Consider the following 14470-nt stretch of genomic DNA (forward strand, 5'->3'; position numbering starts at 1 on the left):
CCAGCCGGGTGCGGATGTCCGCGGCCACCTCCGCCGGGGACCGGCCATGGTTGTCGACCACGAACGCCCCGTTCAGCCAGACGATCACGAGCTGACCAGCCCCGACTGGTACGCGAAGACCACCAGCTGGGCCCGGTCCCGGGCGGCCAGCTTGACCATCGCCCGGCTGACGTGGGTACGCGCGGTGGCCGGGCTCACCACCAGCCGGTCGGCGATCTCGGCGTTGCTCAGCCCCTCGCCGACCAGCCCCACCACCTCCCGCTCCCGCTCGGTGAGGGTGTCCAGCCGGGGGTGCGGGCGGGGCACCCGGGCCGGCCGGGTGGCGAACTCCCGCACCACCCGCCGGGTCACCGACGGCGAGAGCAGCGCCTCCCCCTCGGCGACGAGGCGCACCGCCCGCAGCAGCTCGGCCGGCCGGGTGTCCTTGGTCAGGAAGCCGCTCGCCCCGTGCCGCAGCGCGTCGAAGACGTACTCGTCCAGCTCGAAGGTGGTCAGCACGATCACCCGGGTACCGGCCAGCTCCGGGTCGGCGACGATCCGGCGGGTGGCCTCGATGCCGTCGACACCGGGCATCCGGACGTCCATCAGCACCACGTCGGGGCGTACCTGGCGGGCCAGCTCCACCGCCCGCAGCCCGTCGGCGGCCTCGCCGGCCAGGGTGAGGTCGTCCTCGCTCTCGATCAGCGCGCGCAGCCCGATCCGGACGAGGTCCTGGTCGTCGGCGACCACCACCCGGATCACCGCCGCACCTCCACCGGCAGCCGGGCGGACACCCGGAAGCCGCCGTCGGGGCCGGGGCCGGCGGTCAGCGAGCCGCCCAGCGCGGTGACCCGTTCCCGCATCCCGGCCAGCCCGTGCCCCGCCGCGCCGGGCGCGCCCACGCCCCGGTCGGTCACCTCCACCACCAGTTCCTCCCGGCCGTAGTCGACCCGCACCCGCGCGGCGGCGACCCGGGCGTGCCGCAGCACGTTGGTCAGCGCCTCCTGCACCACCCGGTAGGCGGCCAGGTCCACCGCGGCGGGCAGCGGCCGTGGCTCGCCGGTCACCCGCAGGTCGACGGCGAGGCCCGCCCCGGCCAACCGCTCCCGCAGGGCGTCGAGCCGGGCCAGCCCCGGCACCGGCCCCCGCTCGGTGCCCCGCCGGACCGCACCGAGGGTGACCCGAAGCTCATCCAGGGCCTCCCGGCTGGTCCGGCTGATCGCGGTCAGCGCCGCCTCGGCCTGCTCGGGCCGCTTGGGCATCAGGTGCAGCGCGATGTCGGCCTGCATGCTGATCGCCGCGAGCCCGTGCCCCACCACGTCGTGCACCTCCTGGGCGATGCGCAGCCGCTCCTCGTCGGCCTGCCGGCGGGCCTGCTCGGCCCGGGCCCGGGTGACGGTCTCCCGGTTGGTCCGCACCGCCACCCCCAGCGCGAACGGTACGACGACCCAGGCCGATCCGGGCAGCACCCCGGGCAGGCCGGGCGAGGCGCCCCGGGACCAGAAGACGTGCACCAGGATCACCGCGAGCGCCGCCGCCCCGGCGACGGCGGCCGGCCGGATCGGCAGCCGGACCGCCACCGTGTAGACGGCGACCAGGAAGGTCAGCAGCACCGGCCCGTACGGGTAGCCGAGCACCAGGTAGGCGGAGACGGCGACGGTGACCACGGCGAGGGTGGCGCGGGGGGCGAGGCGGCGCCCGGTCAGCGCGAGGGTGGCGACCGTGACCAGGGCCAGGCAGCCGGCGTCGACCGGCGCGGCACCGGGCTGGTTGCGGCCGGCCGGGCCGGTGGCGAGCAGGCCGAGCAGCAGCAGGACCACGGCCAGCGCCAGGTCGGCCGCCGCCTCCTGGCGACGGCTGCCGGAGTGTTCCCGCAGGCGCATGCCGGTCATTCTGCCCCCGGTCCGGGCGGGCGTCGTCCGCCCGCGCGCGGCACCACGGCTACGCCGCCGGACGTACCCGCGGTCGGCGGTCGGGTCAGACGGCGGCCAGCACGGCGGCTTCGAGCCGGACCCGTTCGGCGTCGGAGGGCCAGCCGCCGACCAGGTAGAACGCGTCCACCACGTCGCCGCCGAGGGTGGAGATCCGGGCCGCGCGGACCTGGGCGCCGGCCTCGTCGAGGGCGCAGGTCACCCGGTAGAGCAGCCCGGCGGCGTCGGCGGCGCGCAGCTCCAGCAGCACCGCGTCGGTGGCCGCCTCCCGGTGCCAGACCACTCGCGGCGCGGCCCCCTCCCCCCGCGCCGCGAGAGCCCGGCCGCGCAGCCGCTGGGTGACGGAGACGTCCCCGTTGACGGCGCGACGCAGATCGGCGCTGAGCGCGATCGGGTCCGGCGCGAGCCCGTAGCGGGGCTGCACCCGGCACTCGACCAGGGCCCGGCCATCGACCGTGGAGGCGTCCGCGGCCAGTACCTCCAGCCGGTGCAGGGCCAGGCAGCCGGCCACCGTCGCGAGCAGGCCGCGCCGGTCGGCCGCGGCCACCGACACCCGGTCCTCGGTCAGGTGTACGACCGGCAGCGGCCCCGCCACCAGCGCCGGGTCCGGGGCCGGGGGCGCGGGCAGGGCGCCGGTGTCCAGCGCGGTACGCACCCGGGCCACCAGCTCGGCGACCAGCCGCCCCTTCCAGTCCGACCAGGCGGCCGGCCCGGTGGCCGCCGCGTCGGCGCGGACCAGGGCGTGCAGCAGGTCCAGCGTGGTGGTGTCGCCGACCCGCTCGGCGACCCCGGCGATGGTCACCGGGTCGTCGAGGTCCCGCCGGGTGGCCACGTCGGGCAGGAGCAGGTGCAGCCGGACCAGCGTGCCGATCAGCGCCGCCTCGGGCGCGGGCAGGCCGATCCGGGCGGCCACCGCCTCGGCCACCGGCGCCCCCACGGTGCTGTGGTCGCCGGGTAACCCCTTGCCGATGTCGTGCAGGAACGCGCCGAGCAGCAGCAGGTCGGGACGGTCCACCTCGCGGGTGTGCCGGCTCGCCTCGTACGCGGTCTGCACCAGGTGCCGGTCGAGGGTGAACCGGTGCACCGGGTTGTGCTGGGGCAGGCTGCGCAGCCGGGTCCACTCCGGCAGCCAGCCGTCGATCAGGCCGTACCGGTCGCAGGTCTCCCAGGCGGGCACCAGACCGGGACCGGCCCCGAGCAGGGTGATCAGCGCGGCGCGGGCGGCCGGCGGCCAGGGCGCGGGCAGCGGCGGGCAGTACGCGGCCAGCCACTCGCAGGTGGCCCGGGCGATCGGCAGCCGGGTGGTGGCCGCGGCGGCGGCGATCCGCAGCGACAGGCTCGGGTCGGGGCGGGCGCCGATGGCGGTGCGGGCCAGCACCAGTTCCCCGTCGTGCTCGACGACGTCCCGGGCGACGGGCCGGCGCACCGGGCGGCCGTCGCCGCCCCGGCGGCGGCCGGAGCGCAACCGGTCGGCGGCGCGCCAGGCGTCGTCGAGGGCGTGGCTGACCGTCCGGGCGTCCCCGGCGACCCGGCGCAGCAGCACGTCACCGTCGCTGGCCGTGGCGCCGGGCTGCTGCGCGTCGTCGGACCCGCCGGGCGGGGACTGTCGCAGGCCGAGCAGGCCGGCCACGCCGTCGCGTTCCTGGGCGATGAGCCGGTCGACCCGGCGGCCGACCTGCTGGTGCAGGGCGTCGCGGGTGTCCAGCAGGCGCAGGTGCGCGGCCCGGACGGCGGGGCGCAGCGCGTCGGTGATGCCGGCGGTGGCGATGGCCCGCAGCAGGCCCACGTCACGCAGCCCGCCGGCGGCCTCCTTGAGGTCTCCCTCGAGCAGGAAGGCCAGCTCGCCGTGGGTACGCCAGCGGCTCTCGGTGATCTCCCGCAGGGCGGGGAGCCGGCGGACGGCGGTACGCCGCCAGTGGTCGGCGGCGGTGCGGATGAGGGTGTCGGCGAGCGCCCGGTCGCCGGCGACGAAGCGCGCGTCGAGCAGCGCGAGGGCGACCTTGACGTCGTCCTGGGCCACGGAGAGCGCCTCGGCGAGGGTGCGCACCGAGTGGTCGAGCCGCACGCCAGCGTCCCAGATGGGGTACCACAGCGACGCGGCGAACTCGTCGACGCCGGGCACCCCGGCGTGCAGCAGCACCAGGTCGAGGTCGCCGTGCGGCGCGCACTGCCGCCGTCCCAGCCCGCCGACCGCGACCAGCGCGATCCCCTCCCGCCCCGGCACCAACGACCCGAGCCACCGGTCAAACCCGGCAGCCCGCTCCCGCCGCGCCGCCTCCCCGATGCCACCGACCTCGTTGATCAAGAGGTTTGCGTCACCGTTGTCGGTGTTTCCTGACGCATTCCTCTTGATCAACGAGGTCATGGTGGCTCCTAGAGGGCGTCGAGGCCGCGTTCGCCGGTACGGACCCGGACGACCTCCTCGACCCCGGTGACCCAGACCTTGCCGTCGCCGATCTTGCCGGTCCGGGCGGCGGCGACGATCGCGTCCACGATCTTGTCGACGTCCATCTCGTCGGTGAGCACCTCGACCCGGATCTTGGGCAGGAACTCGACCGTGTACTCGGCACCCCGGTAGACCTCGGTGTGCCCCTTCTGCCGCCCGTACCCCTGGACCTCGCTGACGGTCAGGCCGGCCACGCCGAGGGCGTGCAGGGCCTCCTTCACCGCGTCCAGCTGGTACGGCTTGATGACCGCGGTCACCAGCTTCATGTCCAACCCCTCCATCCCAGGAACGTTAACCGGCGACCTTCTCGTTGACCGGCTCGGTGGCCGGTTCGCCGGCCTCGCCCGAAGCCGGCTTCCCGGCGCCCGGGGTGAGCCCGGCCAGCGCGAAGGCCCCACCGCCGGCGCTGCCGGTGGTCGGCGACATGTCGTACGCGCTCTCCGCGTGCTCGGCCACGTCGATGCCGGCGACCTCGTCCTCGGCGTCGGAGCGGAGCCCGATCAGCGCCTTGACGGCGAGCGCGATCACCACGGCCACCCCGAAGGAGTAGACCGAGACGATGCCGCTGCCCAGCGCCTGACGGCCGAGCTGGGTCAGCCCGCCGCCGTAGAACAGGCCCTCGCTGCCGCCCAGGCCCTCGATGGCCGAGTTGACCTGGAGGGTGGCGAAGAAGCCGATGGAGAGCGAGCCGATCCAGCCGGCGACGAAGTGCACGCCGACCACGTCGAGCGAGTCGTCGAACCCGAGCTTGTACTTCAGGCCGACCGCCACCGCGCAGACCGCGCCGGCGATGAGGCCGAGCAGCACCGCCGGCAGCGGGGCGATGAAGCCGCAGGCCGGGGTGATGGCGACCAGGCCGGCGACGGCGCCGGAGGAGGCGCCGACCAGGGTCGGCTTCCCGTTGCGCAGCCACTCGACGATGATCCAGCCGACCAGGCCGGCGGCCGTGGCGACCTGGGTGTTGACGAAGGCCACCGCGGTGGTGCCGTCGACGGTCAGCTCGGAGCCGGCGTTGAAGCCGAACCAGCCGAACCAGAGCAGGCCGGCACCGAGCGCGACCAGCGGGACGTTGTGCGGCTTGAAGCTCTCCCGGGGCCAGCCGAGCCGCTTGCCGAGCACCAGCACCAGGCCGAGCGCGGCGGCGCCGGCGTTGATGTGGACCGCGGTGCCACCGGCGAAGTCCAGTGCCTTGATCTTGGCGCCGATGAAGCCGCCACCCCACACCCAGTGCGCGACCGGGATGTAGACCAGCGTGAACCAGGCGAAGGCGAAGAGCAGCCACCCGGAGAACTTCAGCCGGTCGGAGACCGCGCCGCTGATCAGGGCCACCGTGATGACCGCGAACATCATCTGGAAGACCAGGAAGACGTACGTGGGGATGCCGGTCCCCGCGCCGAGGAAGAGCCACTCCTCGCCGATGAAGCTGGTCTCGGTGCCGAGGTACTGGGTGAAGCTGCCGATCACGTTGTTGACGCCCGCGTTGTCGTTGGTGCCGAACGCGAGGGTGAAGCCGTAGATGACCCAGAGAACGGAGATGAGCCCGATCGAAGAGAAGCTCATCATCATCATGTTGAGTACGCCCTTGGACCGGTTGAGCCCCCCGTAGAACAGGGCCAGCCCCGGCGTCATGAGCAGCACGAGCGCAGACGACAGGAGCAACCAGGCGGTGTTGCCGGTGTTGATCTCCACGCTGCCTCCTCTCGGTGTGGAAGTCCTCCCATCCGACTGGAACCTGGCAGCATCGCCCGTCAGCCGGTTGGCGGGAAGCTTCGCCGCCGCCTGTTTCCTTCACCGACACCGCTCGATTTCCGACGCGTGACGGCTTGTTTCGGGCATGTGAAGAACGTCGATCATGGCTCCCCGAAACGACGTGAGTGGCCGTCGCGCGCGCGACGGCCACTCCTGTCGGGTCGACCGGGGTCAGCGCAGGGCGTACTCCAGGGCGTGCCGCTCGTAGTCGAGCAGCCGCAGGTCGCGCATCGGGCGGCGCAGGTGGCCCTTGTGCACGATCCGCACGAACGCCGGCTCACCGGCCGCCGCCATCCGACGGATGCCCTCGACGTGGTCGACGATGCGCTTGCGGATGGTCCGGATCAGCCGGTGCCGGTCGCGCGGGATCAGCCCGTACGCGTCGGCGAAGAGCCGCAGCCGGCGCGGCCGGTCCGGGTGCTTCCAGCCGAGGGTGATCGAGTCCCGGTCGGAGAAGATCGGCACCCAGGTCCAGGCCGCGTACGCCACGTCGTAGATCCGGGCGCCGGGCGAGGCGAGGTCGAAGTCGATCAGCCCGAGGGTGCCGTCCGGCCGCCAGATGACGTTGTGCGGGGCGGCGTCGTGGTGGCAGATGACCTCGGTGTCCGGCGGCGGCGGGCCGAACGAGCGCCAGACCGCGCCGGGCGGCGGGGCGAAGCCGTACTGCGCGTCGTGGAACATCCGCAGCATGGTCGCCACCGTCACCAGCGCCTCGTCGGTGACCCAGTGCGGGGCCAGCGGGTACTCCCCGCACTCCCCCTCCAGGTACGACAGGACCTCCCGGTTGCGCTCGTCCATGCCGAGCGCGCGGGGCGCGCCGGTGAACCCGACGTACTCCAGGTGGCGCAGCAGGGCGTGCACCGAGGGCGTCCACGGGCCGGCGTTGCGCCGGACGGTGTCGCCGACCCGGACCACGGTGCTCACGTTCCCGCCGTGCAGCGGGATCTCCTGCGAGGTCACGTACGGTCTCCCCAGGGCCGGCGGCGCGTGGCGAGGGTCACGCCACCCGGCGAACGCGCGATCGTCAGTCGTCACCGCGAGATTACGCGTCCCGGGCGAGCGGCTCGGTGCCGAGCAGCGCGTCGACGAACTGCGCCGGGTCGAACGGGGCCAGGTCGTCCGCGCCCTCGCCCAGCCCGACCAGCTTGACCGGGATGCCGAGCTTGCGCTGCACGGCGATCACGATGCCGCCCTTGGCGGTGCCGTCGAGCTTGCTCAGCACCACCCCGGTCACGTTGACCACCTCGGTGAAGACCCGGGCCTGCTCCAGGCCGTTCTGGCCGGTGGTGGCGTCCAGGACGAGCAGTGTCTCGTCGATCGGGCCGTGCTTCTCCACCACCCGCTTGACCTTGCCCAACTCGTCCATCAGGCCGATCTTGTTCTGCAGGCGACCAGCGGTGTCGATCACGACGGTGTCGGTGCCGGCCTCGATGCCCTCGCGGACGGCGTCGAAGGCGACACTGGCCGGGTCGGCGCGCTCCGCGCCGCGCACGGTGATGGCACCCACCCGGCCGCCCCAGGTCTCCAGCTGGTCGGCCGCGGCGGCCCGGAAGGTGTCGGCCGCGCCGAGGGTGACCGTCCGGCCGTCGGCGATCAGCACCCGGGCGATCTTGCCGCAGGTGGTGGTCTTGCCCGCGCCGTTGACGCCGACCACCATCAGCACCGCCGGCCGGCCGTCCTTGGGAGCGGTCCGCAGGGCGCGGTCCAGGGTCGGGTCGAGGGCGTTGACCAGCTCGGCGGCGAGCAGCGCGCGCAGCTCGTTGGCCGAGCGGGTGCCGAGCACCCGGGTCCGCTCGCGGAGCCGGTCGACGATCTCCCGGGTCGCGTCGATGCCGACGTCGGCGGTGATCAGGCTGTCCTCGATCTCCTCCCAGGTGTCCTCGTCGAGGTGGTCGCGGCTGAGCAGGCCGAGCAGGCCCTTGCCGAAGGCGTTCTGCGAACGCGACAGCCGGGAACGCAGCCGGACCAGCCGGCCGGCGGTCGGCTCGGGCACCTCCAGCGCGGGCACCTCGATCACCGGCGGCTCGACCAGGATGCCGGTGGAGAGTTCGGCCTCGGGCGCCTGGACGGGCGGACCGGCCAGGTCCTCCTCGGCCCGGGTGTCGACCTCGGTCTTCGGCAGCGGCGGCTCGGGGCGCCGGCGCAGCCGGGGCACCACCAGGCTGAGGCCGCCGAGGATCAGCACCGCGAGCAGGGCGAGCGCGACGAGGAGGTATTCCGTCATGCCGAAATCCTGTCAGATGCCGGCGGCGGCGTCTCATCGACCGCACCCCGTGGCGTCGGCCGGCTCCGGCGGTAGGCTCGGCCACAGCCAGCAGTGGTGCGACCGCCGGCGGGGTAGTAAAGATGAAGTCCGCTCACCTCGGAGGTCTCACCATGCCCGCCCCATGCCTGCTCATCGGCCCCCTGCTGCGGCGGGTGGTCGGCACGCGGGCCACCGTCTGGGTCGAGACCAGCGCGCCCGCCGTGGTCACCGTCCGCACGGCCGACGGGGCCGCCGGCTCCGCGCCGACCTTCTCCGCGTACGACCACCACTACGCGCTCGTGGTCGTCGAGGGGCTCACTCCGGAGAGCGCCACCAGCTACGAGGTGCTGGTCGACGGCGAGGTCGCCTGGCCGGTACCGCGCGACGGCTTCCCGCCCAGCGTGATCCGTACCCGGGCCGTCGACGACCTCGACCAGCCGGTGCGGCTGCTCTTCGGCTCGTGCCGGGAGACCACCCAGCACGCCACCACCCGACGGCTGCCCCCGGACGCGCTCGACGCGTACGCCCGGCGGTTGATGGCCGACCCGGACCGGGCCGGCCTGCCCGACCTGCTGGTGCTGCTCGGCGACCAGGTCTACGCCGACGTGACCTCGCCCACGGTGAAGCGGCTGCTCAAGCGGCGCCGCCGGCGTCCGAAGAACGCCCCCACCGACCAGGTGGTGAGCTTCGACGAGTACACCAAGCTCTACCTGGAGTCGTGGCGCGATCCGGAGATCCGCTGGCTGCTCTCCACCGTGCCGAGCGTGATGATCTTCGACGACCACGAGGTCATCGACGACTGGAACACCTCCGCGTCGTGGCGGGCGGAGATGCGCACGCAGCCCTGGTGGGCCGAGCGGATCCGCAGCGGCCTCGCCTCCTACTGGGTCTACCAGCACCTGGGCAACCTCTCCCCGGACGAGGTCGCCGACGACCCGCTCTACGCCAAGGTGGTCGCCGCCGAGGACGCCACCACCGTGCTGCGCGAGTTCGGCGAGCGGGTGGACGCCGAGGCGGACGAGGCGCACGACACCGAGCGCTGGCGGGCCGTGCAGTACCAGTGGAGCTACGCCCTCGACCTGGGGCGGACCCGCCTGGTCATGCTGGACAACCGGTGCAGCCGGGTGCTGCAGCCGGGCAACCGGGCCATGCTCCCGCCCGGCGAGTGGTCCTGGTTCCTGGACCGGGCGCACGGGGTCTACGACCACCTGGTGGTCGGCTCCTCGCTGCCCTGGCTGCTGCCCCCGGGGATCCATCACGTGGAGGCGTGGAACGAGCGGCTCGCCGACTCCCGCCGGCCGTGGCTGGCCGGGCTCTCCGAGCGGATTCGCCGGGCCTGTGACCTGGAGCACTGGGCCGCGTTCAGCCGCTCCTTCGACGCGCTCGGCGCGCTCTTCGCCCGGCTCGGCAGCGGCGCTCCGGGCAGCCCGGGCGAGCGGGTCGGCGCCGGCCCGGCGTACGCGCCGCCGGCCTCGATCAGCGTGCTCTCCGGAGACGTGCACCACTCGTACGTGGCCCGGGCCCGGTTCGCCGACCCGGCGGTGCGTACCCCGGTGCACCAGTTGACCTGTTCCCCGATCCACAACCAGGTCCCGGCCGGGATGCGCCCGCTGATGAAGCTGGGCTGGTCGCCGGGGCCAGCCGCGGCCACCCGGGCGCTCGCCCGCTCCGCCGGGGTACGCCGGCCGAGCGTCCGCTGGCGGAAGCTGGCCGGGCCGTACTTCGGCAACGCGGTGGCCACGCTGGCGCACACCGGCCGGCAGGCCGAGGTGCTGATCGAGGGCACCACCAGTGACGGCCACCTGCGCGAGGTCGCCCGGCAGCGGCTCACCCCGGCGGCCTGAGCCGGCCCCGTACGCTCTGTGCCGTGGAAGAGCATCCGCCGGAGACCCTGCGCGCGGTGGAGGACGAACTGACCGCGTTGCTGCGCCGGGGTCGCGCGTTGTCCTGGGAGATCGCCCGGGAGGTGCATCCGAACCTGGAGCCGAACGCGTACGGGCTGCTGCTCTGGCTCCGGCGCTCCGGTTCGATCCGGTTGACCGACCTGGCCGTCCGGCTCGGCATCGGCAAGGGCACGCTCAGCCGGCAGATCCACGGCCTGGAGGGGCTCGGCCTGGTACGCCGGGACCCGGACCCGGACGATCGGCGGGCGGCGCTGATCAGTCTCACCGAGGAGGGCATCCGGCGCTTCGACGCGGCCCGGGCGGCCCGGCTGGGGCAGATCCGCCGGACGATGGAGAGCTGGCCGAGGAGAGACGTGGCGGAGTTCGCCCGGCTGCTGCACCGGTTCAACGAGACCTTCTGACCCCGACCGTCCGGCGGAATACCGTGCCGGCCACCAAGCTGTTGCTTAAGGCAACCAGGCCATACGGTTGCCCGAGGCAACTTCTTCTCTCCGCTCCCACCGGAGGCAGTCACGATGACCCAGGCGCCAGCGCCCACCCGGGCGACCGCCGTCGACATGACCCACCGGCAGATCCTGGAGGCCCTCTCCGGCCTGCTGCTGGGCATGTTCGTCGCCATCCTCTCCTCGACGGTCGTCTCGAACGCGCTGCCGAGGATCATCACCGAGCTGAAGGGTGGTCAGTCCGCGTACACGTGGGTGGTCACCTCGACGCTGCTGGCGACCACCGCGACCACCCCGATCTGGGGCAAGCTCGCCGACCTGACCAGCAAGAAGCTCCTGGTCCAGCTCTCCCTGACCATCTTCGTGCCGTCGGCAGGGCTCCGCCCTGGTCGTCGTCTTCGTCAGCTCATCGCCCGGCTTCACCACGCTGATCCCCGGCGTGGACGCCGGCGCGCTGCAGCGCACCCACGACGAGCTGGTCGCCGAGCTGCGCCGGGAGTGCCGGCGGGGCGCGCACGAGTTCGGCGTGCCGGTCACCCTGCTCTGCCGGCGCGGGGACGCGTACACCGAGCTGTGCGCGGCGGCCGACGAGACCCGGGCGGACCTGGTCGTGGTCGGGGCGTCGGAGCAGGCGGGGCACCGCCTCGTCGGCTCCGTCGCCACCCGGCTGGTCCGCACCGGCCGCTGGCCGGTCGTCGTGGTGCCCTGACCCGCCCGGCGCGGCATATCGAGCCACCACTGTGGCCGGACGAACCTCCGGCGGGTCACCTGTTCGGATCCGCTCACCGTCCGTGGGGCGGCCGATGCGCTCCGGAGCGCCGAGGGGCCGGGGTGCGGTCGCCCGTGATGATGGTGGGGTGGGTGAGATCTTCGGCCGCCGTCCCCCGCGGCGGCGGGTCGTGGTGCTGCTCGCCCTGGCCCTGCTGACCGCCGTCGCGGCGGCCCTGCTGCTCCGGCGGCCCCCGGCCGCGCTCGCGCCCCGTCCCGGCTGGGCCGGCACCGAGCAGGCCGGCTGGATCGCCGGCATCGTCAGCGCGGTGCTCTCCCTGGTCGGCACGGTGGCCGCCGTGCAGGCCCTGCGCACCACCCGCGCCGCCGATCGCCCACCGGCCGGCGGCGCCCGCACGGTGCGGGTCGGTCGGATCCCGCAACCGGCGTCCTGGTTCCAGGACCGGCGCGCCCGGCTGGACCTGGCCCGCGCGGCCCGGTCCGGTCGTACCGCCGTGCTCACCCAGGTGCTCTCCGGCATGGGCGGGGTGGGCAAGACCCAGCTCGCCGCCCAGTTCGCCCGCCGGCTGGCCGACAGCGGCGAACTGGACCTGCTGGTCTGGGCCACCGCGATCAGCCGGGACGCGATCGTCGCCGCGTACGCCCAGGCGGCCCGGGAACTGCGGCTGGTCGACCCGGCGGCCGACCCGGAACAGGCCGCCGCCGCCCTGCTGAGCTGGTGCGAACGCACCGACCGGCGCTGGCTGGTGGTGCTGGACAACCTCGACGCGCCGGCCGACGCCGCCGGCTGGTGGCCACCGGCCAACCGCAACGGCCGCACCATCGTCACCACCAGGCGGCGGGACGCCGTCCTCGGCGCCGACGACCGCACCCTGGTCGAGGTCGGGCTCTTCACCGGCGACGAGGCGGTCGGCTACCTGACCCGGGCGGTCGCCGACCCGGCCCGGCTCGCCGAGGCCGCGCAGCTCGCCGCCGACCTGGGCCACCTGCCGCTGGCCGTCGCCCAGGCCGCCGCGTTCATCCGGGACCGGGGCCTGGACTGCGCCGGGTACCGCCGGATGCTCGCCGACCGCAAGCGCCGGCTCGACGACCTGGTGCCGCAGCCGGACGCCCTCCCCGACGACCATCGGGCGACAGTGGCGGCGACCTGGTCGCTCTCGATCGACGCCGCCGACGCGGCCGCGCCGGTCGGCCTGGCCCGCCCGCTGCTGGAGCTGGCGGCGCTGCTGGACCCGAACGGCGTACCCACCGGTCTCTTCGCCACCCCGGCGGCGCTGGCCCACCTGGCCACGGCCCGGGCCGCCGGGGACGGGGCGCCGGTGGAGGTCGACGACGTGGCCCGGGCGCTGCACAACCTGCACCGGCTCAGCCTGGTCACCCACGACCCGCACGGCGGCAGCCTGCGGGTGCACGCCCTGGTGCAGCGGGCCGCCCGGGACCGGCTCACCGACGCCCAGCTCGTCGCCGCCGTCCGGGTCGCCGCCGCCGCGCTGCTGCACCGCTGGCCGCCGACCGAGGTCGAGCCCCCGGTCAGCCAGGCCTTCCGGGCCAATGCCGCGGCCCTGCGCGACCACGTCGGCGACCTGCTGCTGCGCGCCGGCGCCCACAAGGTGCTCTTCCGCCTCTACGAGAGCCTCGGCGAGTCCGGACTCGTCCGGGCCGCCGTGGACGGCCTGGACGAGGTCATCGCCGACTGCCTCCGGCTGCTCGGGCCGGACCATCGCCAGACGCTGGCCTTCCGCGGCCACCGCAACTTCTGGCGGGGCCGGACCGGGGACGCCGCGGGGGCCGCGGACGCCTTCGCCGAGCTGCTCACCGACTGCCTGCGGGTGGTCGGCCCGGACGACCCGCTGACCCTCACCACCCGGCACAACGTCGCCTACTGGCGGGGTGAGGCGGGCGACGCCGCCGGGGCCGCCGAGGCCACCGCCCAGCTCCTCACCGACCGTCTCCGGCTGCACGGCCCGGAGCACCCGGACACGCTGAACACCCGGGGCAGCCTCGCCTGGCTGCGGGGCAAGGCGGGCGACCGGACCGGCGCGGTCACCGCCCTGCGCGCGCTGCTCGCCGACTGCGAGCGGGTGCTGGGGCCCGAGCACACCACCACGCTCAACGCCCGCAACGGGCTGGCGTGGCAGCTCGGCGCGGCCGGCGAGCACGCCGCCGCCATCGCGGAGACGCGGGCGCTGCTCGACGACTACGTCCGGCTGCTCGGCGTCGACCACCCCGGCACGCTGGACACCCGCCGCAACCTCGCCTGGTGGCGGGGCGAGGCCGGCGACCCGGCCGGCGCGGCCATCGCCCTGGCGGAACTGGTCACCGACTGCCTGCGGGTGGTGGGCCCGGACCACCCGCTGACCGGCATGGTGGTCGAGAGCCTGGCGCACTGGCGGGGCCAGGTCGGGCGGACCGCCGCCGGGTAGCGCGAGCCGGCGGCGATAACCACTCGCCGGTGTCACACCCGAGGACGAGGATGTCCCGATGACCTGGAGAGCACCGGAGATCAACCGGACCAACGAACCGTACGTCGGCGACGAGCGCACCATGCTGGAGGGCTGGCTCGACTACCACCGGCAGACGCTGCTGCTCAAGTGCGCGGGGCTGACCGCCGAGCAGCTCAGGACGCCGAGCGTGGAGCCGTCCGGGCTGACTCTGCTCGGGCTGGTGCGACACATGGCGGACGTGGAGCGCTGGTGGTTCCGGATCCGGGCCGCCGGGCAGGACATCGCCGGCATCTACGGCACGGACGAGGACCCGGACGCCGACTTCAACGCCGTCGCCGACGCCGACGCCGAGGCCGAGTTCGCCACCTTCGCCGCCGAGGTCGAGGCCGCCCGCAAGGCCGCCGCCGACCTGTCGCTGGACCAGACCTTCGCGCGCAAGCGCCGCGACGGCAGCGCCGACGAGATGAACGTCCGCTGGGTGTACGTCCACATGATCGAGGAGTACGCCCGGCACAACGGCCACGCCGACCTGATCCGCGAGCGCCTCGACGGGGTGACCGGCGACTGATCCCTCCCGCCGCCGGGCGTCGGTCAACTGCC

At 74.6% G+C, this 14470-nt stretch carries 12 protein-coding genes and 1 pseudogene; 6 read left to right on the forward strand and 7 right to left on the reverse strand.

All coding sequences use genetic code 11. From position 1 onward, the window contains the following. Nucleotides 1-84: 84 nt before the first annotated feature. The 7 genes from ACTMS9_RS19085 to ftsY all read right to left on the reverse strand — a co-directional run bounded on the left by ACTMS9_RS19085 (nt 85) and on the right by ftsY (nt 8329). Nucleotides 85-741 carry a response regulator transcription factor gene (locus ACTMS9_RS19085; RefSeq protein ID WP_441144520.1) on the reverse strand — a complete coding sequence of 219 codons (657 nt, stop codon included), beginning with the start codon at nt 739-741 and terminating at the stop codon, nt 85-87. Beyond that, on the reverse strand, nt 738-1862 hold the full coding sequence (locus ACTMS9_RS19090) for a sensor histidine kinase (protein ID WP_441165598.1): 1125 nt from the start codon (nt 1860-1862) through the stop codon (nt 738-740). Before ACTMS9_RS19090 ends, ACTMS9_RS19085 begins: the two co-directional genes overlap by 4 nt. Nucleotides 1863-1956: 94 nt before the next feature. Then, nucleotides 1957-4275 (reverse strand): [protein-PII] uridylyltransferase, encoded by a 2319-nt coding sequence (locus ACTMS9_RS19095; RefSeq protein WP_441165599.1) that lies wholly within the window; start codon nt 4273-4275, stop codon nt 1957-1959. Between the two features lie 8 nt (nt 4276-4283). Continuing rightward, nucleotides 4284-4622, reverse strand: a complete 339-nt coding sequence (locus ACTMS9_RS19100) for a P-II family nitrogen regulator (protein ID WP_170285500.1) — start codon at nt 4620-4622, stop codon at nt 4284-4286. A 25-nt stretch (nt 4623-4647) separates the two neighbouring features. Then, a complete protein-coding gene (locus ACTMS9_RS19105) occupies nt 4648-6045 on the reverse strand; it encodes an ammonium transporter (protein ID WP_441144526.1) in 1398 nt (465 codons plus the stop codon). A gap of 231 nt (nt 6046-6276) precedes the next feature. Continuing rightward, the gene (locus ACTMS9_RS19110; RefSeq protein ID WP_179803565.1) at nt 6277-7140 is read right to left on the reverse strand and encodes a phosphotransferase; all 864 of its coding nucleotides are present in this window, start codon (nt 7138-7140) and stop codon (nt 6277-6279) included. A 7-nt stretch (nt 7141-7147) separates the two neighbouring features. Then, nucleotides 7148-8329 carry a signal recognition particle-docking protein FtsY gene (ftsY, locus tag ACTMS9_RS19115; protein ID WP_441144529.1) on the reverse strand — a complete coding sequence of 394 codons (1182 nt, stop codon included), beginning with the start codon at nt 8327-8329 and terminating at the stop codon, nt 7148-7150. A 152-nt stretch (nt 8330-8481) separates the two neighbouring features. Between ftsY and ACTMS9_RS19120 the strand changes: the two genes are divergently transcribed. From ACTMS9_RS19120 to ACTMS9_RS19145, 6 genes and pseudogenes are all read left to right on the forward strand, one after another. Then, a complete protein-coding gene (locus tag ACTMS9_RS19120) occupies nt 8482-10194 on the forward strand; it encodes an alkaline phosphatase D family protein (protein ID WP_441165600.1) in 1713 nt (570 codons plus the stop codon). Nucleotides 10195-10217: 23 nt separating this feature from the next. Then, the gene (locus ACTMS9_RS19125) at nt 10218-10655 is read left to right on the forward strand and encodes a MarR family winged helix-turn-helix transcriptional regulator (RefSeq protein WP_441144533.1); all 438 of its coding nucleotides are present in this window, start codon (nt 10218-10220) and stop codon (nt 10653-10655) included. A 114-nt stretch (nt 10656-10769) separates the two neighbouring features. Next, a pseudogene (locus ACTMS9_RS19130) lies at nt 10770-11063 on the forward strand (MFS transporter); the annotation flags it as partial. Nucleotides 11064-11124: 61 nt separating this feature from the next. After that, nucleotides 11125-11406: a universal stress protein gene (locus ACTMS9_RS19135; RefSeq protein ID WP_441165668.1), complete on the forward strand. Its 282-nt coding sequence runs from the start codon at nt 11125-11127 to the stop codon at nt 11404-11406. 148 nt (nt 11407-11554) lie between these two features. Beyond that, nucleotides 11555-13849, forward strand: a complete 2295-nt coding sequence (locus ACTMS9_RS19140; protein ID WP_441165601.1) for a tetratricopeptide repeat protein — start codon at nt 11555-11557, stop codon at nt 13847-13849. Between the two features lie 58 nt (nt 13850-13907). Next, nucleotides 13908-14438: a DinB family protein gene (locus ACTMS9_RS19145; RefSeq protein ID WP_441165602.1), complete on the forward strand. Its 531-nt coding sequence runs from the start codon at nt 13908-13910 to the stop codon at nt 14436-14438. Nucleotides 14439-14470: the final 32 nt, after the last annotated feature.

This window comes from Micromonospora sp. L31 (assembly GCF_052068075.1).
Classification (GTDB): domain Bacteria; phylum Actinomycetota; class Actinomycetes; order Mycobacteriales; family Micromonosporaceae; genus Micromonospora; species Micromonospora purpureochromogenes.